This window comes from Streptomyces sp. NBC_01216, from assembly GCF_035994945.1.
In the GTDB taxonomy this organism is placed as follows: Bacteria; Actinomycetota; Actinomycetes; order Streptomycetales; family Streptomycetaceae; genus Streptomyces.
Genome location: NZ_CP108677.1, coordinates 3,666,418 through 3,690,411 on the forward strand (window position 1 = coordinate 3,666,418; position 23,994 = coordinate 3,690,411).

The 23,994-nt window shown below is 72.8% G+C and carries 15 protein-coding genes; 6 read left to right on the forward strand and 9 right to left on the reverse strand.

What is annotated here, in order from left to right; translation table 11 throughout:
- The first annotated feature begins 116 nt into the window (after nt 1-116).
- A complete protein-coding gene (locus tag OG393_RS16125; RefSeq protein ID WP_327375347.1) occupies nt 117-6,200 on the forward strand; it encodes a P-loop NTPase in 6,084 nt (2,027 codons plus the stop codon).
- On the forward strand, nt 6,200-7,192 hold the full coding sequence (locus tag OG393_RS16130; protein WP_327375348.1) for an NUDIX hydrolase: 993 nt from the start codon (nt 6,200-6,202) through the stop codon (nt 7,190-7,192). The genes OG393_RS16125 and OG393_RS16130 overlap by 1 nt, the downstream gene beginning before the upstream one ends.
- A 72-nt stretch (nt 7,193-7,264) precedes the next feature.
- Here OG393_RS16130 and metG read toward each other — a convergent pair whose 3' ends face one another.
- Both metG and OG393_RS16140 read right to left on the reverse strand, forming a co-directional pair.
- Nucleotides 7,265-8,875 carry a methionine--tRNA ligase gene (gene metG / locus OG393_RS16135; RefSeq protein ID WP_327375349.1) on the reverse strand — a complete coding sequence of 537 codons (1,611 nt, stop codon included), beginning with the start codon at nt 8,873-8,875 and terminating at the stop codon, nt 7,265-7,267.
- A gap of 219 nt (nt 8,876-9,094) precedes the next feature.
- Entirely contained in the window at nt 9,095-10,720 is a 1,626-nt protein-coding gene (locus OG393_RS16140) for a VWA domain-containing protein (protein WP_327375350.1), read from the reverse strand.
- A gap of 266 nt (nt 10,721-10,986) precedes the next feature.
- Here OG393_RS16140 and OG393_RS16145 point away from each other — a divergent pair, with 266 nt between their 5' ends.
- Nucleotides 10,987-13,026, forward strand: coding sequence for a PhoX family protein (locus tag OG393_RS16145; RefSeq protein ID WP_327375351.1), 2,040 nt, complete (start codon nt 10,987-10,989; stop codon nt 13,024-13,026).
- A 40-nt stretch (nt 13,027-13,066) separates the two neighbouring features.
- On the opposite strand, the gene OG393_RS16150 is transcribed toward OG393_RS16145, so the two are convergent.
- The 7 genes from OG393_RS16150 to OG393_RS16180 form a co-directional block, all read right to left on the reverse strand.
- Nucleotides 13,067-14,047: a hypothetical protein gene (locus OG393_RS16150; protein WP_327375352.1), complete on the reverse strand. Its 981-nt coding sequence runs from the start codon at nt 14,045-14,047 to the stop codon at nt 13,067-13,069.
- A 285-nt stretch (nt 14,048-14,332) separates the two neighbouring features.
- Nucleotides 14,333-15,805 (reverse strand): APC family permease, encoded by a 1,473-nt coding sequence (locus tag OG393_RS16155; protein WP_327375353.1) that lies wholly within the window; start codon nt 15,803-15,805, stop codon nt 14,333-14,335.
- A 199-nt stretch (nt 15,806-16,004) separates the two neighbouring features.
- A complete protein-coding gene (locus OG393_RS16160) occupies nt 16,005-17,963 on the reverse strand; it encodes an FUSC family protein (protein ID WP_327375354.1) in 1,959 nt (652 codons plus the stop codon).
- Between the two features lie 47 nt (nt 17,964-18,010).
- Complete coding sequence (locus OG393_RS16165; protein ID WP_327378447.1) at nt 18,011-18,250, reverse strand: DUF2630 family protein; 240 nt, start codon at nt 18,248-18,250, stop codon at nt 18,011-18,013.
- A 70-nt stretch (nt 18,251-18,320) separates the two neighbouring features.
- Nucleotides 18,321-18,773: a hypothetical protein gene (locus OG393_RS16170; RefSeq protein WP_327375355.1), complete on the reverse strand. Its 453-nt coding sequence runs from the start codon at nt 18,771-18,773 to the stop codon at nt 18,321-18,323.
- A gap of 10 nt (nt 18,774-18,783) precedes the next feature.
- A complete protein-coding gene (locus OG393_RS16175; protein ID WP_327375356.1) occupies nt 18,784-19,215 on the reverse strand; it encodes a DUF7144 family membrane protein in 432 nt (143 codons plus the stop codon).
- A gap of 85 nt (nt 19,216-19,300) precedes the next feature.
- Nucleotides 19,301-20,095 (reverse strand): alpha/beta fold hydrolase, encoded by a 795-nt coding sequence (locus OG393_RS16180; protein WP_327375357.1) that lies wholly within the window; start codon nt 20,093-20,095, stop codon nt 19,301-19,303.
- Between the two features lie 82 nt (nt 20,096-20,177).
- On the opposite strand from OG393_RS16180, the gene OG393_RS16185 reads away from it, so the two are divergent.
- The 3 genes from OG393_RS16185 (at nt 20,178) to OG393_RS16195 (ending at nt 23,979) form a co-directional block, all read left to right on the forward strand.
- Complete coding sequence (locus tag OG393_RS16185) at nt 20,178-21,506, forward strand: aminotransferase-like domain-containing protein (protein ID WP_327378448.1); 1,329 nt, start codon at nt 20,178-20,180, stop codon at nt 21,504-21,506.
- Between the two features lie 217 nt (nt 21,507-21,723).
- A complete protein-coding gene (locus OG393_RS16190; RefSeq protein WP_327375358.1) occupies nt 21,724-22,134 on the forward strand; it encodes a hypothetical protein in 411 nt (136 codons plus the stop codon).
- A gap of 135 nt (nt 22,135-22,269) precedes the next feature.
- Complete coding sequence (locus OG393_RS16195) at nt 22,270-23,979, forward strand: FAD-dependent monooxygenase (RefSeq protein WP_327375359.1); 1,710 nt, start codon at nt 22,270-22,272, stop codon at nt 23,977-23,979.
- The last annotated feature ends 15 nt before the right edge of the window (nt 23,980-23,994 follow it).

Sequence of the window (23,994 nt, forward strand, 5' to 3'; positions counted from 1 at the left end):
TCACCGGACTCCGGGGCCCTCGCGTCTTCGGGTGGGATCACGCGGTTGTCTGGGCACACCCAATTTGCCGGTGGTACAACCGATGCACGGTGTTCGCTCGTTATGTCGGGGGTAGCGTGGACCACGAGGAGATCCTCGGGAACGAGGCCGAACAAGCCGCTGCCAAGGAGGCGTTACGCCTCTGGTTACCAAACGCGACCCTGCACCTCATCGAGGTGCCGCAAGGCCGGTCGGGGGCCCATGTGGCCGGGATCGACGTCAGCGGCGACACCGGTGAGTTCGCGGCGGGCGTCTACTTCCTGCGGGTCGGCCCGGACGATCACGGGCAGACCCAGTCGAACGACCGTGCGGCACACGATCTGCTGCGCGCAGCGGACCCGGACTTCGCCCGGGAGCACATTCCCCGCCTCCTGCATATCCACAGCGTGGGCGAGGGAACCGGCCGGCTCGTCGTCACCCTGCACGAGATCGCGGGTGGCGGGCTCCGCCAGTACGTCTCGCCCCGCACCCGCACGACCGGGCTGCGCCGCGCCGCCCGACGCCTGTCCGCCGAAGTGCTCTCCGCCTGGGCGGACCCGAGCGACATCCGGATGATGACCCCGTACGAACTGCTGGTCGACCTCGTCGGGCAGGACCGTGCCGGTGCGTGCCTGGACTCCGCCGAGGCGTTCTTCCCCGGAGGCGGCACGACCGAACGGGGCGGCTACGCCTTCCTCGACCCCCGTGAGATCCTCGGCCAGGGCAAGGCCGGCCCGGTGCCGGTGATGCGCGGCCACTGCCACGGAGACCTCAACACCGGCAACGTCCTCGTCCCCGTCGACGAGCGCGCCGACACGGACACCGGCTACTGGATCGTCGACCTCTCCCGTGCGCGGAAGGGCGCGGCGGGCTTCGACCTCGCGTATCTGGAGGTCAGTGTCCTGGTCAACCTGCTGCCGGACCTCCGGGGCCCCGTACTCGCCCGGTGCCTGGCGAGCGTGGAGGACGTCATCGTCCGGTCCGTACCGGACGACACCGACTGGCTCATGGCCTTCTTCGAGGAGTCCCGTCAGGGCATCCAGGAGTGGATATCCCGGCAGCAAGGGCGGGTGGACCAGCTCGACTCCCAGTTCCTGTTGGTGCGCATGGTCGCCGGGCTGCTCTGGGCACGGCGCTTTCCGCCGAACGATCCGAGCGCCGAGATCTGTCTCGCCTACGCGGGCTGGTACGCGCTGCGCTACCGCCGCGCTCTCGCCGACGACACCTCACCGGAAGGGCGGGCGACCGAGGGCGAAGCCCCGGTGACGCGGGCCGAAGCCGAGGAAGAGCTCTGGCAGTCGCTGTGGGAAGCGGCGTCGGGCTTCTCGCCGCACGCGGCCCGCTACGTCCTGGTCGCCGAACGCATGCCCGACACGCCGTCGGTGGCCGCGCTGGGCCGAATCCCCTGGTCGCTGATCGTGGACCTGGACCCCAGGTCGGACGGCGAGGGCCTGCACCACCACGCCGGCCCGGTGCTGGAGTCCCAGCGGGCGGTCCACCTCTACACCCGCGACCAGCCGCTCGTCGACTACGCGCGAGGGACGGCCTGGATGCTCGCCGTCGGCTCGGTGCTCCGCAACGAACCCCCCGACGACCTCCGGAACTGGGGCTACAAACGCCTGGGCCTCATCCGCCAGTTGACGGCGTCCTTCCGCCAGGCCGCCGGTGACACTCCGGTCTTCGTGGTGATCGTGGAGGGCGAGTCCCGCAGCGCGACCGGCACGGAACGCGAACGGCTGCTGCGGACGGTCGGAGCGATGGACGAGATGCTCCAGGGACGCGCGACCTTCCTGCACATCGGCGGGGCAGGGCTCGCCACCAGTGTCGAGACGACCCTCTTCCCGCTGTCGCTGCCCGCACTTCTCGACCGGCTGACCGACACCCTCGGGCTGGCGCCGGAGCAGGCCGACTACACCGTGCCGGCCCTGGGACACGGCACCGCGGCGATCTCCCCCGAGACCATGCAGAAGCTCCGGGAGCACCTCGTCGTCCTCCACGACGGGATCGAACTCACGGTGGCGCCCTACGGGGACCGCCACAACGACGAGTTCTGGCGCGGGGGCCTGATCAGCTGGGCCGATCTGGACATGGGGCGGGACGTCCGCCGCACGGTGACCGAGTCGCTGGTGTCGGGCCTGCGGGAGAGACTGGAGCAGCACCGCACACGCACCGTGCTGCTGCACCACCGGCCGGGCACCGGCGGCAGCACCGTGGCGCTGCGGGCCGCCTGGGACCTGCACCACGAGTACCCGGTGGCCGTCCTGCCGCACGGGGTGACCGTCGACCGGACCCGGATCCCCCTCATCGCGGACCGGCTCAACCTGCTGCACAGCAGGACGCAGAAGCCGGTGCTGCTGGTCGCCGAGTCCGGAGATCTCAGCGAGGCCGACCGCGAGGTGCTCTACCAGGAGCTGGCCAAGCGCAGTGCCCGCGTCACCGTGCTCTACGTGCGGCGCGGAGTGGGGGACCCGGCAGCCGGAGTGCCGGCCCTCGAAGAGAGTCTGGACGAAACGGAGGCGCGGGACTTCGAGCAGCGCTACGGAGAACTCGTCCTGGAGCCCTCCCGGAAGGGGGAACTGCGACGGCTCGCGCAAGAGCAGTACCGGCAGTACCGCACACCCTTCTTCTACGGACTGGTCACCTTCGAGAGGAAGTTCACCAAACTCTCCGACTACGTGAGCACACACCTGGCGCAGGTCAAGGGCCGAGCGGCCGACGTCATGACCCACCTGGCCCTGGTGACGATCTTCTCCAACACCGGACTCCAGCGGGAACTCGTCCACCATCTGATGCGGCACTCCTCCGTCTCGCCGGAACTCGAACTGGCCGACGTCCTGGGCCCCGAGGCGGCCCGCCTGGTGACGGTGCGGTCCGGCAGGGTCCGGCTGCAGCACCAGCTGATCGCCGAACAGGTCCTGACGGAACTCCTCCAGGACAAGCACTGGGAGTACTACCTCAGGGATCTCGCGATCAACTTCGTCGAGGCACTCGCGCTGTCCACCGACGTGTCGTCCGAGCCCGTGCGCGTCCTGCTGCGCCAGATGTTCGTGGACCGCCAGGGCGGCACCGTGGACGGCGTCGAGGACCGGGGCTACTTCGCCCCGTTGATCGAACGCCTCGACGTGAACTCGGCACACGAGGTCCTGCGCTCCCTGACCCGGCACATCCCGAACGAGCCGCACTTCTGGAACCACCTCGGCCGGCACCAGATGTACCGGCTCGACCGGGAGTACGACAAAGCGGAGGAGTACGTGTCCCGGGCGGTCTCCCTGGCCGAGCACGACTTCATCCACCACCACACCCTGGGCCTGACCCGTCGCGGGATACTGAAGCAGGAGCTCAAGCGCGCCAAGCCCCTGGGCGTGGCAGCCGTCATGAAAGTCGTCGAGGAGCACTTCGAGCAGACCGTGGACTGCTTCAGGACCTCGCGGCGGCTCAACGGGGAGAACCTGCACGGCTACATCACCCACGTCCAGACGATCGTGACGGTCGCGCAGACGGTGAAGGCGGCGGCCCGCGTCAAGTCGATCGCCGACCTGGACGCCGCCGCGGGGGACTGGGTGGCCGACAAGATCGGGGAGGCCAACGCGCTGCTCCACGAGGCGACCCAGGCATACGGCACCCTCGACGACCAGGACAGCTATCTCGTGCGCTGCCGCGCCGACATCCGTCAGCTGTACGGCGACCTGGACGCCGTGGTGGAGACCTGGGAACTCGCGGTCGCCGGCCGGCGCTCGAACCCCATGGTGCAGCGGGCGCTGGCCCAGGCCTACTACACGCGGGGGGAGCGCAGGTGGCGCAACCTCAGCCATGCGGAGCTGCGGCGCATCGTGGAGCTGGCCGGCCACAACCTGTCCCGCCACGACTGCCGGGAGGAGGACTACCGGCTCTGGTTCGAGGCGTACAAGCAACTGCCCGAGTTCGACGTCGACGAGGCCCTTTCGCAGCTCCAGCTGTGGTCCGAGCGCTTCCCGTTCTGGCGGGCCCACTACTACCGCTACTGCCTGCTGTTCCATCTGTGGTTCAGTCGGCGCAGCAACGACGTCGAGTCGTTTCGCCACGCTCAGCAACTCAGCCGTGAGCTGGTGTTCGGCCGGTCCCAGCGCTCGTATCTCTGGCTCGCCAAGGGGCCACAGTGGTACCCGGTGATCGCGGACGGCGACCTCGGCGAATGGGACCGCAAGCGGATGTTCTGGAAGAACACCGAACCCCTCCAGCGGGTCAACGGTCTGATCGACGTGATGCACAGCCCATGGGCCGGCAAGATCAAACTCGACGGTGCCGTCACGGCGTTCTTCGTGCCCAGCCGGGACGACTTCCTGTCGGACAGCGACGAGAACACCCGCGTCAACTTCTACCTCGGCATGAGCGCCGACGGTCTGCGGGCCTGGCAAGTGCGCCCCGGACACCTCGACTCCGCGGTCTCGGCGCGGGACGGGATCGCGCCGCCGGCCGTCCCGAAGGGCGAGGAGCCGGCCGTCGACGCGGCCGACGAGACACCGGTCGCCGTGCTCGCCGACCGGGCCGCACGCATCCGGGACGACCAGAAGCTGGCCTTCTGTCTCGCGTTGCTGCGGTCCTGGCAGCAGGTGGACCAGACGCCCCGGCTGTCCGCACTGACCGCACGCGTCAAGGCGCGCTACCGGTACGACGGCGCCGACATCGAGGCCCTGCTGGAACGCTCGGACCAGGTGCTCTACATCGGCGGCGGCGACGACCCCGAGATCCGCCTCGTCGACGCCAACGGACGACGGAACGGCGCGCCGCGCCCGGGGAGGGCCGGGGCGAAACGCACGTCGGCCCAGCCGGGACGCAAGGTGCTGGGGCGGGCCATCCAGGTGTACGAGGCGAAGCGCAGCGTGCTCGTGATGTGCGGGGACGGCTCGATGGCGAACCTGAGCATCGAGGACGTCGTGGAACCGCCCGAGGCCGTCCCGCTGCGCGGACAGCTCCTGTGGATGGAACGGGAGCTCGACCAGCGGGGCGGCGGTGTGGCTCGCGAGGCCGAGCTGCTGCCGCTGACCTCGACCATGGTCGGCGGCGAGCTGGTCGCCGAGGACGCGCTGAGGGACCGGGTCGAGAGCGACCTGCGGGACGAACTGGAGAACCGCCTGGGCGGGGACGCGGCCCGGGTCACCGAGGCCGAGATGACCGACTGGCTGGAGTACCGGTTCGCCGGATGCCTGCCGCTGGCGGAGCGGCTGGGGATCAGCGACCTCTCGAAGCTGTGGAACGGGCTGGACTGGCTGCGACGAGGTGGCGGCGGCGAAGGGGCCGTCCTGATGCTGGCGACCACGGCGGTGTTCGGGCGGGTCGCGCTGCCCGCCCAGGCCGACCGGTCGGCCGCGCGGCGTTCCGGGACTCCGCTGCCTCGGTTCGGCGAAGCGCTGGCCGCGGCGGTCGACGGGCTGCGGAACCGCCCCGGTGCGGCCGACCCGTCGTTCCGCGAGGTGATGAAGGCACTGCGGGCCTCCCTCGGAACGGACTTCACTCGGGTGGTCGGCCGGGAGCGGGGCAAGTCGCTGCGGGCACGGATCCTGAAGGAGCCGGGCTGGGAGCTGGTGGGCAGGCCGCCCCATCCGGAGGTGGTGAGACGTGTGAGCGGCGGGATTCTCGCGGAGGCCGTCCACACGATCGAGGCCGCGGGTGTGGAGCCGACGCTGGCCATGCTGGGCAACACCCTGCGCCGGAGCCTGGCCACGGACTACGGCAGCACGGTGGGGTCCTCGCTGAAACGCTGGATCGAGCGACAGCCCGGCTGGGAGGTGGTGGCCGAACGGCCCGGTCACGAAAGGGTACGGCGGGTGGGGGCCGCCGAACCGGACCGGAGGGAGGAGGCTCCGGCCACCGCCACCGCCACCGCCACCGCCACCGCCACCGCCTCCGCCCCGGCCCCGAGGGAAGCCGTCGGCGACGCAGAGCAGGATCTCGGCCCGGACGTCGGTGCCGCCCTCGCCGAGATCGTCGCGGAGCTGTCCGGACAGGGAAGAGAGACGACGCTGAACATGATCGGCTCCGCCCTGAGCACCCGTTGGGGAACCGAGACCTATCGGAAGATCACCGCCCGGCGACGCCTGCCGGCACTCGCCGCGGACCACGGCTGGGAGGTCGTCGAGTTGCGCCCCGACGTGCACTTCCTGCGCCGCCCGGACACCTCGGCGGGCCACGAGGGGGAGGCGTGATGGGCGAAGCGGCGCGGGCGCACGCGGCTGAGCTGCTGGAATGCCTCGCGGCCCAGCAGGGGACTCCCGCCACGGCGGAGGAACTGGGACGGCGCGCCGGGCTGACACCCCCGGACGCGGCGGCCACGGTCCCCGTCATGCTCGCGCTGGTGGGTGCCTTCGGCGTGTTGAAGGAGGAGACCACGCCCGACGGCACCCCCGCCGTGGCGGTGATCAGTCCGGCCGCCGCCTACTTCCTGCGCGGGCTGGCCGCCTACCTGCGCGCGGGACACGCGATCCTCGACAACTGGGAGCGCGCCGGCACCGAGCCCGGACCGTACACCGACCGTCAGGTGCTGGCCGGACCGCAGTTCCTCCTGCTGACGGAGAGCCGCCGTCTGGCCCTGGACGCCGACGCCGTGCCGCTGCGGGAGGTGGACGTCGTCCAGATCGTGGTCAAAGCCCGGCACCGGGGCGCCGGCGGGCAGGCCCGCTACCTCCTCCAGTACGACGAACGGGCCCGTCAGTACCAGCTGCCCGGCGGACACGTGCGTGCCTCGGACGCGGACCACCGCGCGGCGGCCGTCCGGGAACTCGAGGAGGAACTGGCGGGCTACCGCCACGACGGCGACCGGGACGTCCTCACCGAACTGGGCACGGTCGAGGCCGTCCAGCCCTCCCGCACCTTCGGTGTCGTCAGTGCGTACCGCGTCGCGTTCTTCCAGCTCACCACCGACGCTGAGCGTCTGCTGCTGGGGCCAGGCGCGCACTGGGTGGCCCAGGACGAGCTGCTCGACCCGGACTTCCGTGTCGGGCGTGCGAGCCTCAACGTCACCGCCCTGGAACGTCTGGACGCCACTCTGCCGGGCGGTCTGACCGGTCTTCCGCTCAGCGTCCCCGCTCCGCTGCGCCGCACCCTGGGACAGATCGTCCGGGACCGTCCGTGGGAGTCGGCGGGGCTGGCACTGGGAGTGGTCGGCCTGCTGGTGTCACTCGTTCCGCTGTTCCTCTGAGCGGGGAGGCACCGGCCGACGCACGGAGCGGTGGCGGTGGGGGCCCGGCCGGGCCCCCACCGCCACCGGAGCTCACTGCTCCTTCTTCGGGTCCTCCAGGCGGGGGAAGAGCACCGCGCCCTTCGTCACCGTCGCGCCCGCCGGGAGCTGCCCCCACGCACCGGACGACTGGACCGGCTGGGCCGCGAGGGCGCCCAGGGCCGCCTCCGCGCCCAGGGAGTCCCAGAGGGCCTGCGAGGTCTCGGGCATGATCGGGTTGAGCAGGACCGCGACCGCGCGGAGGGACTCGGCGGCCGTGTAGAGGATCGTCGCCAGGCGCGCCCGGCCCTCCTCCGACTCGTCCTTGGCCACCTTCCACGGCTCCTGCTCCGTGATGTAGCCGTTGACCTGCTTCACGAAGTCGAAGATCGCCAGGATGCCGGACTGGAAGTCCAGTTCCTCGCCGATCTTGCGGTCGGCCGTCGCGACGGCCTTGGCCAGGCCCTCGTGGATCGCCTTCTCCGCGTCGCCGTCGGTCGCCGAGGCCGGCAGCTCGCCGCCGAAGTACTTGCCGACCATGGCGGCCACCCGCGAGGCGAGGTTGCCGTAGTCGTTGGCGAGTTCGGAGGTGTAGCGGGCGGTGAAGTCCTCCCAGGAGAAGGAACCGTCCTGACCGAACGCGATCGCCCGCAGGAAGTACCAGCGGTAGGCGTCGACGCCGAAGTGCGAGGTCAGGTCCTGCGGCTTGATGCCGGTCAGGTTCGACTTCGACATCTTCTCGCCGCCGACCATCAGCCAGCCGTTGGCCGCCACCCTGCCCGGTACCGGCAGGCCCTGCGCCATCAGCATCGCCGGCCAGATCACCGCGTGGAAGCGGAGGATGTCCTTGCCGATCAGATGGACGTTCGCCGGGAAGGTCTCCTCGAACTTCGCCTGGTCGGCGCCGTAGCCGACGGCCGTCGCGTAGTTCAGGAGCGCGTCGATCCACACGTAGATCACGTGCTTCTCGTCCCACGGCACCGGGACGCCCCAGTCGAAGGTGGAGCGCGAGATCGAGAGGTCCTGCAGGCCCTGCTTGACGAAGTTCAGGACCTCGTTGCGGGCCGACTCCGGCTGGATGAAGTCCGGGTTCGCCTCGTAGAACTCGACCAGCCGCGGGCCGTACGCGCTCAGCTTGAAGAAGTAGTTCTCCTCCTTGAGGATCTCCACCGGCTTCTTGTGGACCGGACACAGCTTCGTGCCGTCCTCGGCCTCGATGAGGTCGCCCGGGAGCTTGAACTCCTCACAGCCCACGCAGTAAGGGCCCTCGTACCCGCCCTTGTAGATCTCGCCCTTGTCGTGCAGGTCCTGCACGAACTCCCGCACGCGGTCGGTGTGACGCTTCTCCGTGGTCCGGATGAAGTCGTCGTTCGCGATGTTCAGGTGCTCCCAGAGAGGCTTCCACGCCTCCTGGACGAGCTTGTCGCACCACTCCTGCGGGGTGACGCCGTTCGCCTCCGCGGTGCGCATGATCTTCTGACCGTGCTCGTCCGTGCCGGTGAGGTACCACACCTTCTCGCCGCGCTGACGGTGCCAGCGCGTGAGCACGTCGCCTGCGACGGTCGTGTAGGCGTGGCCCAGGTGAGGAGCGTCGTTGACGTAGTAGATGGGGGTCGAGACGTAGAACGCCTTCGCCCCCTGCTTCTCGGATCCAGTGGCCGCCATGGTCGAAATCCTAACGGCCTGAGCAAGATCCACTCACATCGTTAAGCGGCCGTGGGAGCACGGAGAGGTCCGCGAGACGTCCCCGGACGTGGAAAGCCCCCACGCGCCGCAGCGAGGAAGAGGACACGCGCGCCGGGCGCGGGCGGCCCCGGTGGTGACGGCGACCCCGCCGGTCACCGTCACCACCGCCGCGGAGGACCGGGCAACCGCCCGGACGCCCTAGCGGGAGCCCGCGCCCTCCCAACCGGAGAGCAGCCCGCGATAGAAGGCGGGATGCGCCGTCTCGCGGGGCGCCGGGCCGGCCAGGAAGTGGCCGGTGTGCGGGGCGTCGAGCCTGCGGAGGAAGTCGAACGCCTTGTTCTCCTCGTCGCCCCAGGCCACGAACCGCCAGTGGACCGGGCGCTCCGCCGCCGCGGCGAGGGCCTGGGCGGCGGCGGTCTTCGACTCCGGCGCTCCGTCCGTCTGGAAGACGACGAACGCGGGCCGGGCCGGGTCGGTCTTCTCGTGGTGGGCGAGGACCTCCTCTACCGCGCGGTGGTAGTTGGTGCGGCCCAGCCGGCCGAGACCCGCGTTGATCGTGTCGATGCGGTTCTCGTCGAGAGTGGCCGGGGTGAGCTCGGCGGTGCCGTCGACGTCGGTGGAGAAGAAGACGGCGGTGACGGCGGCCTCGGCGTCGAGGTGCGCGGCGAGCGCCACGGTCTGCTCGGCGAGGCGCTGGACGGAACCGTCCTTGAAGTAGCCGCGCATCGATCCGGACCGGTCGACCACGAGGTACACGGCGGCCCGTGCCCCGCTCAGCCCCTGCTTCCTGAGCACGGTGCCGGCGGCCCTGTAGGCGTCGGCGAGATGCGGTGCCACGGCCTTGACCTCGGCGAGGGAGAGGGCGGGGCTGCCGGCGGGGGCGGCCGAAGCCTCCTCGGCGTCGGGGGCGGCGGGGGCCGGCTCGGCGGTCGTGTCCGCCGTCTCGTCCCCGGCGGCCTCGACCGTCACGTCCGCCTTCGGGGCGGGTGCGGACACCTCGGGCTCGGGCTCGGGGGTGGCGGACTCGACGGGCTCGGTGACCTCGGGCTTCGTGACCTCGGATTCCGTGGCCGCCGCCTTCGGGGCGGGTGCGGACACCTCGGGCTCGGGCTCGGGGGTGGCGGACTCGACGGGCTCGGTGATCTCGGGCTTCGTGACCTCGGATTCCGTGGCCGCCGCCTTCGGGGCGGGTGCGGACACCTCGGGCTCGGGCTCGGGGGTGCCGGACTCGACGGGCTCGGTGACCTCGGGCTCGGTCGCCTCGTCGGCGACAGCCTTCTCCGGAAGCCCGGCCGGCCCGTCGGCGGGCGCACCGGACTCCGCCTCCGGTGTCCCGGCCGGCTCGTCGCGGTCGGCCGCCCGAGGCTCGGGGACCTCCGCCGTCGCCTCCGCCGTCGCCTCCGTCTTCGTCCCGAGGGTTTCGGCCTCGGCCTCCGTGGTGTCCGCCTGCGGGGCTTCCGGCTCCGGGGTCTCCGCCGCCACGGCGCCGGCCTCCGCCTGCGGCTTCGCTTCCGCTTCCGCCTCCGCTTCCGCTTCCGCTTCCGCGGCACGGGCCTGGGGGATCTGCGGGTTGTCGAAGGCCGCCGCCACCAGGTCCGAGACGCCGCGCTCCGAGGTGGTGTCCGCGCCCTTCGGGGACGGCAGCGTCACGTCGGAGGCGGCGGCCTCCCGCTTCGCCTCGTCCCGTGCCTCGACCGGTTCCGCGACCTCCGCCGCGGGCGGTGCCACGCGTTCCGTCTGGGGCGGGACGGAGGTTGCCGGGGTTTCGTTCTGCTCGGCACTGTCGCGTCCGAACACTTTGCGCAGCAAGCTCCGAATGCCCATGGGCGAACCCCTTCGCATGAGTTGGGTGCGTGTATGTCCGTACTGGGCGCTTCGGGAGTTTCATCCCTGGCCAGGGCGGATACGTAAGGTTAGCGGTCTGTTCGGCGCCACCCACGGCGCCCCGCCTCTCGTTGTCGTCCCCGGTCGCTCCGGATTCATCCCGCGTTCATTCCCGCGCCGCCGTAGTGCAGGGGTGCGCACATAGCGTCACCGCCGGATGGATTCCCGACACAGTGTCGGCGCGGTGTGCGCCGGAGGAGGACGAAGTGCGCAAACTGCTGCCGCTGCTCGGCACCCACTCGCACGGAGGCGGCCGTTCCGCCCTCACCTGCCGGTACCGCTGCGGTGACGCCTGCTTCCACGAGGTGCCCAACACCAGCGACAACGCGTACGTCGGCGACGTCATAGCCGGTGCGCTCTCCCGGCGTTCGATGATGCGCGCCGCCGCCGTCGTGACGGTGGCCACCGCGGCCGGGACGGGCGTCGCCTTCGGGAACGCGCCGGTCGCCGAAGCCCGTCCGCACCGCCCCGGCCGTCCGGACGGTGCCCGCGGCCTCCGCTTCGAGGCGGTCGCGCCCAACCGGGACGACCAGGTCACCGTCCCGTCCGGTTACGCGCAGAACGTCGTCATCCGATGGGGTGAGCCGATCCTCCGCGGCGCCCCTGCCTTCGACGCCGACCGGCAGACGGCCGCGGCGCAGGCCGGCCAGTTCGGCTACAACAACGACTTCCTCTCGCTGCTCCCGCTGCGCGGTGAGCACGGCCGTCAGGTCCTGGTCGCCAACCACGAGTACACCGACGAGAACCTGATGTTCCGCGGCTACGACCCGCAGAACCCGATCCGCGAGCAGGTCGAGATCGCCTGGGCGGCCCACGGGCTTTCCGTCGTCGTGGTCCAGGAGGAACGCCGCTCCGGCCGGCTCGGCCCGGTCACCCGGCACCACCTCAACCGCCGTCTCACGGCCACCAGCGAGTTCCGCCTCACCGGACCCGCCGCCGGTTCCCCGCTGCTGCGGACCTCCGCCGACCGCTCCGGCCGCACGGTCCTGGGCACGCTCAACAACTGCGCCGGCGGTACCACCCCGTGGGGCACGACCCTGCACGGCGAGGAGAACTTCAACCAGTACTTCGCCAACGGGTCGAGCGCCACCGACAAGCGGTACGGCGTCGGCACCGGTGCCACCGAGCGCAAGTGGGAGCGGTTCGACAAGCGTTTCGACCTGAGGCAGGAGCCCAACGAGGTGCACCGCTTCGGCTGGGTGGTCGAGCTCGACCCGTACTCCCCCCACTCCACGCCCCGCAAGCGCACCGCGCTCGGCCGTTTCAAGCACGAGGCCGCGCAGCCGCGTCTGACCGCCGACGGCCGCCCGGTCGTCTACATGGGCGACGACGAGCGCTTCGACTACCTCTACAAGTTCGTCTCCTCGAAGCGGATGAAGAAGGGCGGCTCGCGGGCGGCCCGCGAGCACAACCTCACGCTGCTCGACGAGGGCACCCTGTACGTCGCGAAGCTCACCGGCGACTCGCCCGGCGAGATCGACGGTTCCGGGAAGCTGCCGGCCGACGGCGAGTTCGACGGCTCCGGCGTGTGGATCCCGCTGGCCACCGGTGACGTCTCCCACGTGCCCGGCATGAGCGCCGAGGAGGTGTACGTCTTCACCCGCCTCGCCGGTGACAAGGTCGGCGCCACCAAGATGGACCGTCCCGAGGACGTCGAGCCGTCCCCGCGCAGCGGCCGTGTCTACGTCGCGCTCACCAACAACTCCAACCGCGGCAAGGCGGGTTACCCCGCCGCCGACGAGGCCAACCCGCGCAACCTCAACAAGCACGGACAGATCCTGGAACTGGCCGAGCACTGGGACGACCCGGCGAGCGACGGCTTCGCCTGGCGCCTGTTCCTGGTCGCCGGCGACCCGGACGACCCGGCCACGTACTTCGCCGGCTTCCCCAAGGAGAAGGTCTCGCCCATCTCCTGCCCGGACAACGTGGCCTTCGACCCGCACGGCAACCTGTGGATCTCCACCGACGGCAACCAGCTCGGTTCGCACGACGGCCTGTTCGGCGTCGCGACCCAGGGTGAGCGGCGCGGTGAGCTCAAGCAGTTCCTCACCGTCCCGGCCGGCGCCGAGACCTGCGGTCCGATCATCCAGGACCGTCGCGTCCTGGTCGCCGTCCAGCACCCGGGCGAGGTCGACGGCGCGTCCGTCGAGCAGCCCGCGTCCGTCTGGCCGGACGGTCCGGGCCGGATCGTCCGCCCGGCGGTCGTCGCGGTGTGGCGCAAGGACGGCGGCGACATCGGCGTCTGATCCCGGTGCCAGGTGGTGTGAGGGGCGCGGGGGGCGCTCCTCACACCACCCCCAGCCCCTCGTGGAAGCGGACGAACTGCTCGGCCGGGTCCCCGGTGTACACCCACGGAACCCAGGACGCGCGGGCGCCGAGCATGCCCAGTACGTCGCGTGCCACGTCCGTCTGGCCCGCGTAGCACGCGGCGTGCGCCAGGTAGTTGAGGTCGGTGACCTCGGAGGGAAGCACCGGTCGTCCCGTTTCCCGGCCGCCGATCCAGCGCTGGTAGGTCCGGCGCAGTTCGGTCACCGCGAGCTCGTGCTTCCAGTGCTGGTCGAAGCCGCGCACCGGGCCCCGGCCGAGGGCGCCGTCGGCTATGTAGCGGTACTCCTCCACCCGGGCGAGCTGCACCAGCACCGGCAGCGGCGAGCCCGGCGGGGCCACGCCCGCCGCGTCGCGGGCGAAGTCGTACATCGAGCCGTGTGTGCCGTGCCAGCGGGCCGACCAGTAGCGCAGGACCTGTGCGTGCCCCTCGGTGCTGTACGGGTCGCGCCGCCGCAACTCGTCGAACCAGCCGCGCAGTTCGCGGCGCCGGACGCCGCCTTCGTAGAGCCGGGCGACGGAGAGCAGCGCCACCCAGGGCATCGGGTCGGCGGGCGCCGCCTCCGCCGCGCCGAGACAGGCGTCGACGATCGAGTCCAGCCGCGCGCGGTCCATCTGCGTGCCACGGCCGGCGGCGATGGCCGTGTCGAAGACGCGGACGACCTCGGTGGCCGCCATCAGTACGGCCGAGTCCGGGTTGTCCGGTTCGGCGGCCCGCCATGCCTCGGCCGTGGAACTGCCGGCGGCGGCGTGCGCGAGCAGGCGCAGCCGGTGGGTGCGCCGCACCCAGTCGTCGCCGGTGGCCCGCAGGAGGTCCCGCACTCCCTGCCAGCGGCCGATGACGATGTCGTGCCGGGCGTCGGTGAGGGCACGGTCTCCGAGGTCCGGGTCGAAGTCGGGGGTGAAACGGGACGGGCGGGACGGGCGGCGGCGTGCGGCCATCGGTCTTCCTCCCTCGGTAGCTTCGGGCGGGGCGGCGGAGCTGCCCGAAGGACGGCGGCGGCGGCGCTGCGCGGCCGGTGGCGATGCGGTCCAGTGTGGTCCAGTGCGGTACGGGTGGGGTGCGGGTGCGGTTCAGGTGCGGATACGGCCGGGCCGGTGCGTACGGGGGTGGCGGGGCCGTCCCGGGCCGGTGGCGGGATGGTCGGTGTGCGGGGGCGGATGGTCGTCGGGGGTCGGTGTGCTGGTTGGTGGGGGTGTCGGCTCGGCGGGTGCGCGGGCGGCGGGTCAGAAGTCGGTGGCGAGCGTCTCGTCCGCCCGCCGCTCGCCCCGGGTGCTGGGCGTGAACGGCCCTGCCGCGGCGAGCGCTTTGGCCGCGTCGAGCCGGACGGGGCGGTAGTACGCGCTGCCGTTGCGCCAGTACACGGTCATCGGGATCAGTCCGGCCAGCAAGCCGCCGAGGCCGATGGTCAGCGCGGTGGCGGACAGTTCGCCGAGCGACTCGGCGAACGCCCAGAACATGAACGCCGAACCGAGCAGCGGCCAGACCCCGCCGATGAGGAAACTCCACACCGAGCCGAGCAGCAGCCCGCGGTACGCCACGACGGCGGCGAGGCCCGCGAGTCCGTAGTAGAAGGCGATCTGGAGGCCGATCGCGGCGACCGCGTCGCCGAGGATCTCCTCCACCGATCCGGCGACCGCCGCCGCGCCGAACAGCACCAGGGCGGCGGCGCCCACCGCGACGATCGCGACCCACGGCGTGTTCCACCGGCGGTGCACCGTCCCGAGCGCGGCCGGAAGCGTCCGGTCCCGGCCCATCGCGAACAGCGAGCGGGTGACCTGGATGAGGGTGGTCTCCAGGGTGGCGACCGTGGACAGCAGAACGGCCATGATCAGCAGCTTGCCGCCGACGCCCGGCCATATCTCCTGGCCGAGGACGGCCAGGACACCCGCGCCGCCGGCCTCGATCCGTTCGGCGCTCAGCAGGACGTTGACGGCGATGGTGAACGCCTCGAACAGCAGGAATACCACGCCGAGGCCGACCAGCGCGGCGAGCCCCGCCGTCCGCCGGCTGTCGCGGGTCTCCTCGCTGAGGTTGCTGGTCACGTCCCAGCCCCAGTAGTAGTACGCGGCGATCAGCGCCCCGGAGGCGAAGCCGGCCGGACCGTCGAAGTGTCCGAGGCCGAACCAGGACCAGTCGAAGGCGGTGGCGTGCCCGCGGTGCGCCAGAGCGGCCAGGATGAAGACGACGAGGATCAGCATCTCGACGGCCGACAGGAAGAGTTGTGCCCGGACGGTCAGCCTGGCGCCCCCGAGCACGACCAGCAGCATGAGCAGGAACCAGCCGGCGCCGACGGCGGAGGCCAGCGGGGTGTTCCCGGTCAGGCCGGCGTCGAAGAGCGAGAGTGTCAGCGCGCCGGCGGGCAACGCCCCGGCCACCATGAAGACGGTCGTGGCGACCACCAGGGCCCAGCCGGAGAGGAAGCCCAGGAACGGGTGCAGGGTGCGGCCGACCCAGGAGTAGCCGGCTCCCGCGTTGACGTCGATCCGGCCCAGCCGGGCGTAGGCGAGGACGATGCCGAACATCGGTATCGCGCAGTAGAGCAGCGCGGCGGGACCGGCCAGGCCGACCGCGGCGAAAAGCACGGCGGTGGTGGCGGCCAGGGAGTAGGCGGGGGCACTGCCCGCGACCGCCATGACGATGGTGTCGAACGTCCCGAGAACATTGGGCTGGAGCCCTCTGCCGGTGGTGGTGCGCATGGCGGATGTCCTTGGGTGGCACGGGAGGTGATGCAGGACGACATGACCCTGTCACCGGGTCGGACGGTCACCCCGGCGAGCGCGGATCAAGGTGAATCGAGCGCATCGTAGTCGGCCCCGTGGAATCCGTTGACGGCGGCGGGGAGAGTTCCGCTGGGTGACCGCGGGTAAGTGCATCCGGCCATCCCGGACGGCGGGTTCAGGCCTTTTCCGCGTGGGGGGAGGCGATGGCCCGGGCCGCCCGGACCTCCTGGCGCAGCGGCGCCAGCACCCCCTCGTCGTCCCCGAGCAGTTCGGCGCGCACCCCCACCAGGACGGCGCTGCTGCGCAGTCCGTCCGCGAGTTCGCTCAACTGCCTCTCGACGGAGACGACCTCGCTCGGATCGGGGGGCGGCGCGCCGTGGTCGACGCGGACCCGGGCGGCGGTCGTCGCGTCCACGATCCGCTCCACGGCGACGACCAGCGGCCACCAGGCGGCGGCGAGGGCGCCGGTCGGCGGCGGCTCGGTCAGAGCCCGCTGGAATTCGGAACGGACCGCCGAGAGGTCCCGGTACAGCGCCCGCCGGGCCCGCACCCGGACGGCCTGACCGCCATCGGTCTCGGGGCCGAACGCGCGGGCCACGTAGTGGGCCGTGTCGGCGACCGCGTCGGCGAGCCGGTCGCCGATCCGGGCGTGCCAGGACTCCGGCCAGAGCAGGTATCCGGCGATCAGCGCGATGGCGCAGCCGAGGAGGGAGTCGTAGAGCCGGGGCAGGACCAGTCCGAAGCCCTGCTTGTTGAGCAGGTCGGACAGAAGCAGGATGACCGGGGTGATCGCCGCGGTCTGGAAGGCGTAGCCCTTGGCGGAGAAGGCCGGGATCAGCGCGCCGAGCACCAGCATCACCGGCACGTCCCACCAGCCGCGCGGCACCTCCGCCAGCAGCAGCGCGGCCACGACCAGCCCGGCCGCGGTGCCGAACGCGCGGAGCACGGCGCGGGAGAAGACGGAGCCGAAGTCCGGCTTCATCACGAAGGTGACGGTGAGCGCCACCCAGTACGAGCGGGGCACGGTGATCAGCGAGACGAGGGCCTGGGCGAGGCCGATGCAGAGGGCGAGGCGCAGTCCGTACCGCCAGGAGGGCTCGGACATCATGACGGCGCGGGCCGTGCGGCGCACCCGAACCCGGAGGACGGCGGGCCGCCCGAGCCGGTCGTCCACGTTGTACGGATCGGGTTCCGCATGGTGGACGACGGTCGCCGCGTAGCGCAGGGCCTGGTCGACGGCCCTCTCGGAGGGCCGGGCGGCCTCGGGCAGCCGGAGGGCCGGTGCGCCGGTGCGGCCCTCCTCGACGGCGGCGGCCAGGTCGCGCACGGCCGTGGGGATCTCCGGCGGCACCGGGCGGTGCAGGCGCCCCGCCGCGAGATGCGCGGCCGGCGCGGCCTCCACCAGCGGGATCACCGCGTTGAGCTGGGCGAGCAGGCGCACCAGGGCGGGGGTGCGGCCGTGCCGGCGGGTGCGGCGGGCGAGGACGAGGTCGTAGGACCGGTCGAGGGAGGTGGTGACGGCCCGGCGGCGCGCGTCGTAGGCGTCGGAGCCCGCGGCGTCGAACAGCGCGGCGACGGCGCGGTAGGTGCCGGCGACCGCCGTGCGTTCGGGGACGCCACCACGCAGCGGCCAGCCGAGCAGCGTCAGGGCGAGGACGACGGCGCCGCCGAGGCCGAGCAGGACGGGCGCCTTCCACCAGGGCGCGGGCAGCGGCAGTCCGGCGCCGACGACCGCGTTCAGGAGGAGCAGCAGGCCGGAGACGGAGGCCACGGAGCCGATCGAGGAGATCATCCCGGAGACGAGCGCGACGAGGGTGAGCACCGCGACCGCGAGCCAGCCCCTGCCGTACACCAGGGAGCCGAGGGTGACGCCCAGGGCGCCGAAGAGCTGGGGGACGGCGATGTTGTAGAAGCGCATCCGGTACGCGTCGGCGGTGTCGCCGATCACCCCGGAGAGGGCGCCCATGGAGACCAGGGCAGCGGAGACCGGTTCGTCCAGGGCGAAACCCACGGCGAGCGGCGCGGCGAGGGCGATCGAGGCGCGGGCCACGGCGGCCCAGGGGACCGGCGCCGGCTCCGGCCGCAGACCCGCGGTGAGCCACGGTGGCGGCGCGAGCCGTGAGGGTCCTGCCATGTGCCTCCCGCCCGCGGGGCCCGGTCACGGCCGTCGGGCCGGCGGCGTCAGTTGCGGTAGCCCTCGACCTCCGCCGCCGGCCGGACGGCCGCCGTGTCCGGGTCCTCGCCGAACTCCGTCTTCGCGCGCCGCTGGCGCAGGAGGTCCCAGCACTGGTCCAGCCGAATCTCCAGCTCGGCCAGCCGGGACCGCTCCTCGTCGAGGAGCCCGCCCACCCGCTGCCGCAGGGAGCGCTCCTCCTCTACGAGGGAGCCGATGTTCTCGAGGATCTGCGCATCGTCGTACATGGCGTCCATGTCATCCAGCGTGGCCGATCGGGGCTCCGCGTGCAGGTCGAGGGCGAGGGCCGGCACGCGGTCAGTGCCGCAGCGCCTGCCCGATCTCGGCCTTCGTGCTGCCCGACAGCGTCCGGTTGGAGCGTGCCGTCCCGGTCTTCGAGGCGCCCGGCTGGACGCCGTCGATGTTCAGGACGACCGCGTCGAGCAGATTCCCCTCGTCGTCACGGAAGTCGACCAGGATCGTGTAGTCCGCTTCCTTGTCGGTGGAGTTGGTCGCGGTGATCTCGGAGACGGTCCGGTCGCCGTCGGTGTCCGTGGCTCCGGCCTCGACGTCGCCGGTGGCGTTCACCCCGTCCTTGACCTCGTTCATCTTCTCCTGGGCGGCGGAGGCCACCGCCGAGGTCGCGGAGGCGACGATGTCGCCGGCCGCGTCCGTGGCCTCGTCGCATCCTGCGACGGTGGCCGTCAGGAGGGCGGCGGCGGCCAGCGTGCCCGCCGCCCGGAGTCGTACGCGTCGCGTCGGTCGTCCCATCGGTGCCGCCTCAGGCCGTCTTGTCGTCGACGCGGGGGCCGTCCGTGGCCAGGGCCCAGATCACGAAGACGGAGATGGCGATGGAGAACAGCGCCCACCACGGTTGGTAGGGCAGGAACATGAACTGGGCGAGGGCGTTGAGGGACGCCAGCGCGATACCGGCGATCCGGCCCCACTCGGTGTCCACGAGGATGCCGAAGCCGGCGACGGCGAGGACGATGCCGAGGATGAGGTGGATCCAGCCCCAGCCGGTCAGGTCGAACTTGAAGACGTAGTTGCCGACGCGGGCGTACACGTCGTTGTCGGCGAGTTCGGCGATGCCCTGGAGGATGTCCGCGATACCGGCGACCAGCATCAGGACACCGGCGAAGAGCGTGCCGCCGGAGGCCCAGGTCGTGCCGGCTTCGGGGCCCGGGGTGCGGGGTGCGGTGTTCTGGCTCATGGCCTCATCGTCGGCCCGCGGGTCCGCGGGCGGCCTCCCGGCGGAAGCGAACGGGTGAACGGCCCTGGGAAGGGCGGGCCCCGGGTCAGCGCTCCGGCGGGGCGAGGGCGGCGAGGAAGGCCGTCAGGGCCGAGTCGAACTCCTCGGGCCGCTCCAGGTTCGGCAGGTGCGCCGCCCGCTCGACCACCACGAGCGTGGAGTGCGGCAGCGCCGTGTGCATGGCCTCCGCGTCCCGTACCGGCGTGTAGGTGTCGTCGCGGCCCACGACCACCAGGGCGGGCACGGACACGGTGGTGAGCAGTGCGCGGTAGTCGGGGCGTTCGGCCCGGCCGCGCAGGGCCGCCGCCGCGCCGGCCGGGTCGGTCGCGCACATCATGCGGTGGACGTGCGGCGCCGCGTGGGTGTTGTACGGGGCGACCATCCGGTCCATGACCTCGTCGGCGTACCCGCGCATGCCTTCGGCGAGCAGCCGGTCGGCCTGGGCGTTGCGGCCGGCCCTCCCCTCCTCGGTCTCGGCGGCGGCGAAGGTGTCGACGAGCACGAGCCCGCGTACGCGCCCTGGGAAGAGGCGGTAGCACTCCATGGCGATCTGGCCGCCCATGGAGAGCCCGGCGAGGACGAACTCCCCGATCCTCAGGTGGTCGAGGAGCGCGGCGAGGTCCCGCGCGAAGACGGACAGCGCGGTGGCGCCGGGGACCACGGTGGTCTCCCCGTAGCCACGGAGGTCCGGGGCGACCACCCGGTGCGTGGCGGAGAAGCGGTCGACCTGCGGGTGCCACATGGTGCGGTCGAAAGGGTGGCCGTGGACGAGGACGAGCGCGGGGCCCGTGCCCTGGTCCTCGTAGCCGATGGTGAGTCCGTCGATCTGTGCGGAAGGCATGGTCAGAGGCTAGGCAGGCCCAGCCGGTCGGTGCAATAAGATCTTTGCTCTCGGTGCAATCGGCGTGAGTGGGGGAATGACGGTGGAGGACTACCGCGGGATCGCCGACCGGGTGGCGGCACGGATCGCCGACGGGCGGCTGCGGCCCGGCGACCGGCTGCCCCCGCAGCGGGTCTTCGCCCGCCGGCACCGGATCGCCGGCTCCACGGCGATCCGGGTGTACGGCGAGCTGGCCCGCCGGGGCCTGGTCGTCGGGGAGGTCGGGCGGGGCACCTTCGTCCGGGCCGCTCCCCCGCTGCCGGGGTTCGCGCTCGCCGAGCCGACCGGAGTGGCGCCGGTCGACCTCCAGCTCAACTATCCGGTGGTGGAAGGCCAGTCGGAGCTGATGGGGCGGGCGCTGGCGGCGCTCGCGCGGGCCGACGTCCTCGGTGAGGCGACCGGGCTTCCCGCGGCGGCGCGCGGCACGGCCCCGGCGCGGGAGGCCGCGGCCGGTCTGCTCGCGCGCGCGGACTGGACGCCGGACCCCGACGGTGTGCTCTTCGCGGGCAACAGCCGTCAGGGCATCGCCGCAGCGGTCTCCCACCTCGTCCCGGCCGGAGGCCGCCTGGGGGTCGAGGAACTGACGTATCCGCTGGTCAAGGCGGTGGTGGAGCGGCTCGGCGTGCGGCTGACGCCGATCGCCACCGACGGCGAGGGGATGCGCCCCGACGCGCTGGCCGCCGCGCACCGGGCGACCCCGCTCTCCGGCGTGTACCTCCAGCCGACGCTGCACAACCCCACCGCGACCACGGCGGGTACCGCACGCAGGGGCGAACTCGCCACCGTCCTGGGGGAGTCGGGACTGACCGCGGTCGAGGACACGACCTGGGCGTTTCTGGAGCCGGGCGCCCCGGCGCCGCTGGCCGCGTACGCCCCGGAGCGGGTGATCCTCGTCGACAGCCTCTCCAAGCGGCTCGCGCCCGGACTCACGGTCGGCTATCTGGTGGCCCCCGCGCCCCGGCGGGAGGCGCTGGCGGCGGTGCTGCGCTCCGGCGCGTGGACGGCGGGCGGCCTCGCGCTGGCCGCGGCGACGCGCTGGGCCGGTGACGGCACGATCGCGGAGGTCGAGGCGGCGAAGCGGGCGGACGTGGCGGTCCGGGGCGCGCTGGTCCGGCGTCACCTCGGGGCGTTCGGCCTCCGTACCGCGCCGCACGCCTACTCCTGCTGGTGGGACCTCCCCGCCCCCTGGCGGGCGGAGAGCTTCGTCGCCGCGGCGGCCCGCGCGGGTGTGGCCGTGACCCCGGGCAGTGCCTTCGCGGTGGGCGCGGCGGCGGCCCCCGACGCGGTTCGGATCGGTCTGGCCTCCCCGCCGCCGGAGGTGCTGGACGCGGCACTGGCGAGGCTGGCCGCGCTCGCCGCCACGAGACCCTGAGGGCCTTTCGGATGGCCTTCGACCGCCCGGTCAGAGGCCACCCGACAGGCTCCGAGAGGCACCACCACGGCGCCGGGCCGATTCCGGCACCGTGCTCCGTCACCCGAGTGGGCGCGGACTCCCGTCCCAGGCGGCGTACCCCCGCTGATCCAGTTGCGTGCCCGGGGGCCCGGGTGTGCCCTGGAGGGTGAAGGGGGCGAGGGAAGGAGTTCCCGCCATGGCCGCACACGCAGCGGTGCCCGCACGACGGCACCTGAGCACACACGGCTTGGGGCTGCCCGTCACCCTGGGCCTCGCCTACGGCATCTACACGGCGGCCGTCCAGCGCTCCGGTGGCGTCATCACCTGGGGTCAGGTCCTGCTCGGAGTGGTCTCCGGGGTCCTGCTCGCCGGGGGTGTGTACGCGCTGCGCCGCTGGGGCCACGTCCTGCCGCGCGAACCGCACGCGGCGGCCTGGGGGGTGCTCGCGGGCGGCGCCATCGGCTTCCTGTTCAGCCTGTCCGACGCGAGCGTCCTGTCCTCGTCGGTCCTCGGCCTGATCGTGGCGGCGTGCACCACGATCACGGCGTTCTACCTCCTCTACACCCACGAGGACGTCCCCGCCCGGCCGGTGCGCCGCACGCCCTGAGACCGAGAGCCCGTCGGGCGGCCCTCGCCCCGTCACACCCCCCCGGCCCGAGCACGCCGCCCAGTGCGGCGGCGTCCCCCTGCCGGAGCCGGGCGGGCCGACACCGGCAGGGGACCGGCACCCCCGGAGGCACCCATGGCGCGAACCCGAGCGACCGACGCACCCGACGTACTGATCGTCGGAGCCGGCCCCGTCGGACTGAGCACGGCGGCCGAACTCCGCCGCCACCGGGTGACCTGCCGGCTCGTCGACCGGCTGCCCGCCCGCCTGCCCTACGCCAAGGCGGTCGGCATCCAGCCCCGGACGCTGGAGATCTGGGACCGGATGGGGCTGGTCCGCGACGTCCTGGAGGCCGCCGTCCCGCTGCGCGGCCAGCTGCTCTACGTCGACGGCCGCGAGGCGGCCCGGATCGACCTGGTGCTGCCGCCCGAGGTGCCCTACACCTTCGCCGCGCTGCCGCAGTACGAGACCGAGCGACTCCTGGAGGAGTACGTCGCGGGCCTGGGCACGGTCATCGAGCGCGGCACCGAGCTGCTGTCGTTCGACCAGGACGCGACCGGGGTCACCGCCCGGCTGCGCACCTCGGACGGGGCCGAGGAGGAGGTCCGGGCCGCGTACCTGGTCGGCTGCGACGGCGCGCACAGCACGGTCCGCAAGGGGCTCGGCCTGTCCTTCGAGGGCGGAGCCTTCCCGGAGGAGTTCATGCTCGCCGACGTCGAGACCGACTGGGACCTGCCGGACGGCTACGGTCTGCGCTCGCTGCACCGGTCAGCCGACGGCGCCACGGACGACCTGCTGGTCTGCATCCCGCTGCCGGGCGGCAGCGGCGCGCGCCGCTACCGCATGTCGATGCTGGTCCCGCCCGAACTCTCCGCCCGGCGGGGCGGCCCCCCGGCCGCCGGGGGCGACGGCGTCGCGCACGGAATGGAGGGCTCCCGCCGCCCGGAGCTGTCCCACGTGCAGGCCGTCGTCGACCGACTGGCTCCCCGGCCGGCCGCCGTGTCGCACCTGCGCTGGTCCTCCGTCTTCCGCATCAGCCACCGGATCGTCGACCGGTACGGCGACGACCGGGTCTTCGTCGCGGGAGACGCCGCGCACATCCACCCGCCCACCGGCGCCCAGGGCATGAACACCGGCATACAGGACGCCTGCAACCTGGCCTGGAAGCTCGCCCTGGTGCTGCGCGGCGAGGCCGGGCCCGCCCTGCTCACCGGCTACGACACGGAACGCCGTCCGGTCGGCGAGGAGGTCGTCGGGAGGACCGTCCGGCACGCCACAGAGGCCGGAGTCCCGGCCGACGCGGACGATCCGCGGACCATGATGCTCCGCGAGGCCCAACTGCTCGTCTCCTACCGCGGCGGTCCGCTCGCCGGACCGCCGCACGGCCCGCGGGACGCGCCCCAGCCCGGCGACCGGGCACCCGACTGCACCGGCCTGACCGCGTCCGTCGCCGCCTACCCGCTGCGCCTGCTGGACGTCCTGCGCGGTCGCACCGGCCATGTGCTGATCCGCTACGGGGCCGCCCCCGCCGAGGCGGCGGACGCCGACGGGTCCGCTCCGGTGACCGTCACCGTTCTGCCGCGGACGGCCGCGAGTACCGGGGCCGGTGACGCCCGGCCGGGCGACGGCGGCCCGGTACCAGGCGCGGGCGCCGTGTACCGCGACGCCGCCGGGGAGTTCGCCCGGCTCTACCGCCCCGACGGTCCGACCGGATTCCTCGTCCGCCCGGACGGATACCTCGCCGCCCGCTTCCCGCTCGACGGCACCGCACGGGCCCTGGCCGGCCACCGCGGGGTCCTGTCCGCCGCCCCGGCACCGCCGGCGCCCGGGGACCCCGGCGCGTGAGGGCGCCCCGCGCCG

What these genes read in the sequence shown, in the direction of transcription:
- OG393_RS16130 (WP_327375348.1), top strand. Translation starts at nt 6,200, where the DNA reads ATGGGCGAAGCGGCGCGGGCGCACGCGGCTGAGCTGCTGGAATGCCTC.
- metG (WP_327375349.1), bottom strand. Translation starts at nt 8,875, where the DNA reads ATGGCGGCCACTGGATCCGAGAAGCAGGGGGCGAAGGCGTTCTACGTC.
- OG393_RS16140 (WP_327375350.1), bottom strand. Translation starts at nt 10,720, where the DNA reads ATGGGCATTCGGAGCTTGCTGCGCAAAGTGTTCGGACGCGACAGTGCC.
- OG393_RS16150 (WP_327375352.1), bottom strand. Translation starts at nt 14,047, where the DNA reads ATGGCCGCACGCCGCCGCCCGTCCCGCCCGTCCCGTTTCACCCCCGAC.
- OG393_RS16155 (WP_327375353.1), bottom strand. Translation starts at nt 15,805, where the DNA reads ATGCGCACCACCACCGGCAGAGGGCTCCAGCCCAATGTTCTCGGGACG.
- OG393_RS16160 (WP_327375354.1), bottom strand. Translation starts at nt 17,963, where the DNA reads ATGGCAGGACCCTCACGGCTCGCGCCGCCACCGTGGCTCACCGCGGGT.
- OG393_RS16165 (WP_327378447.1), bottom strand. Translation starts at nt 18,250, where the DNA reads ATGTACGACGATGCGCAGATCCTCGAGAACATCGGCTCCCTCGTAGAG.
- OG393_RS16170 (WP_327375355.1), bottom strand. Translation starts at nt 18,773, where the DNA reads ATGGGACGACCGACGCGACGCGTACGACTCCGGGCGGCGGGCACGCTG.
- OG393_RS16175 (WP_327375356.1), bottom strand. Translation starts at nt 19,215, where the DNA reads ATGAGCCAGAACACCGCACCCCGCACCCCGGGCCCCGAAGCCGGCACG.
- OG393_RS16180 (WP_327375357.1), bottom strand. Translation starts at nt 20,095, where the DNA reads ATGCCTTCCGCACAGATCGACGGACTCACCATCGGCTACGAGGACCAG.
- OG393_RS16190 (WP_327375358.1), top strand. Translation starts at nt 21,724, where the DNA reads ATGGCCGCACACGCAGCGGTGCCCGCACGACGGCACCTGAGCACACAC.
- OG393_RS16195 (WP_327375359.1), top strand. Translation starts at nt 22,270, where the DNA reads ATGGCGCGAACCCGAGCGACCGACGCACCCGACGTACTGATCGTCGGA.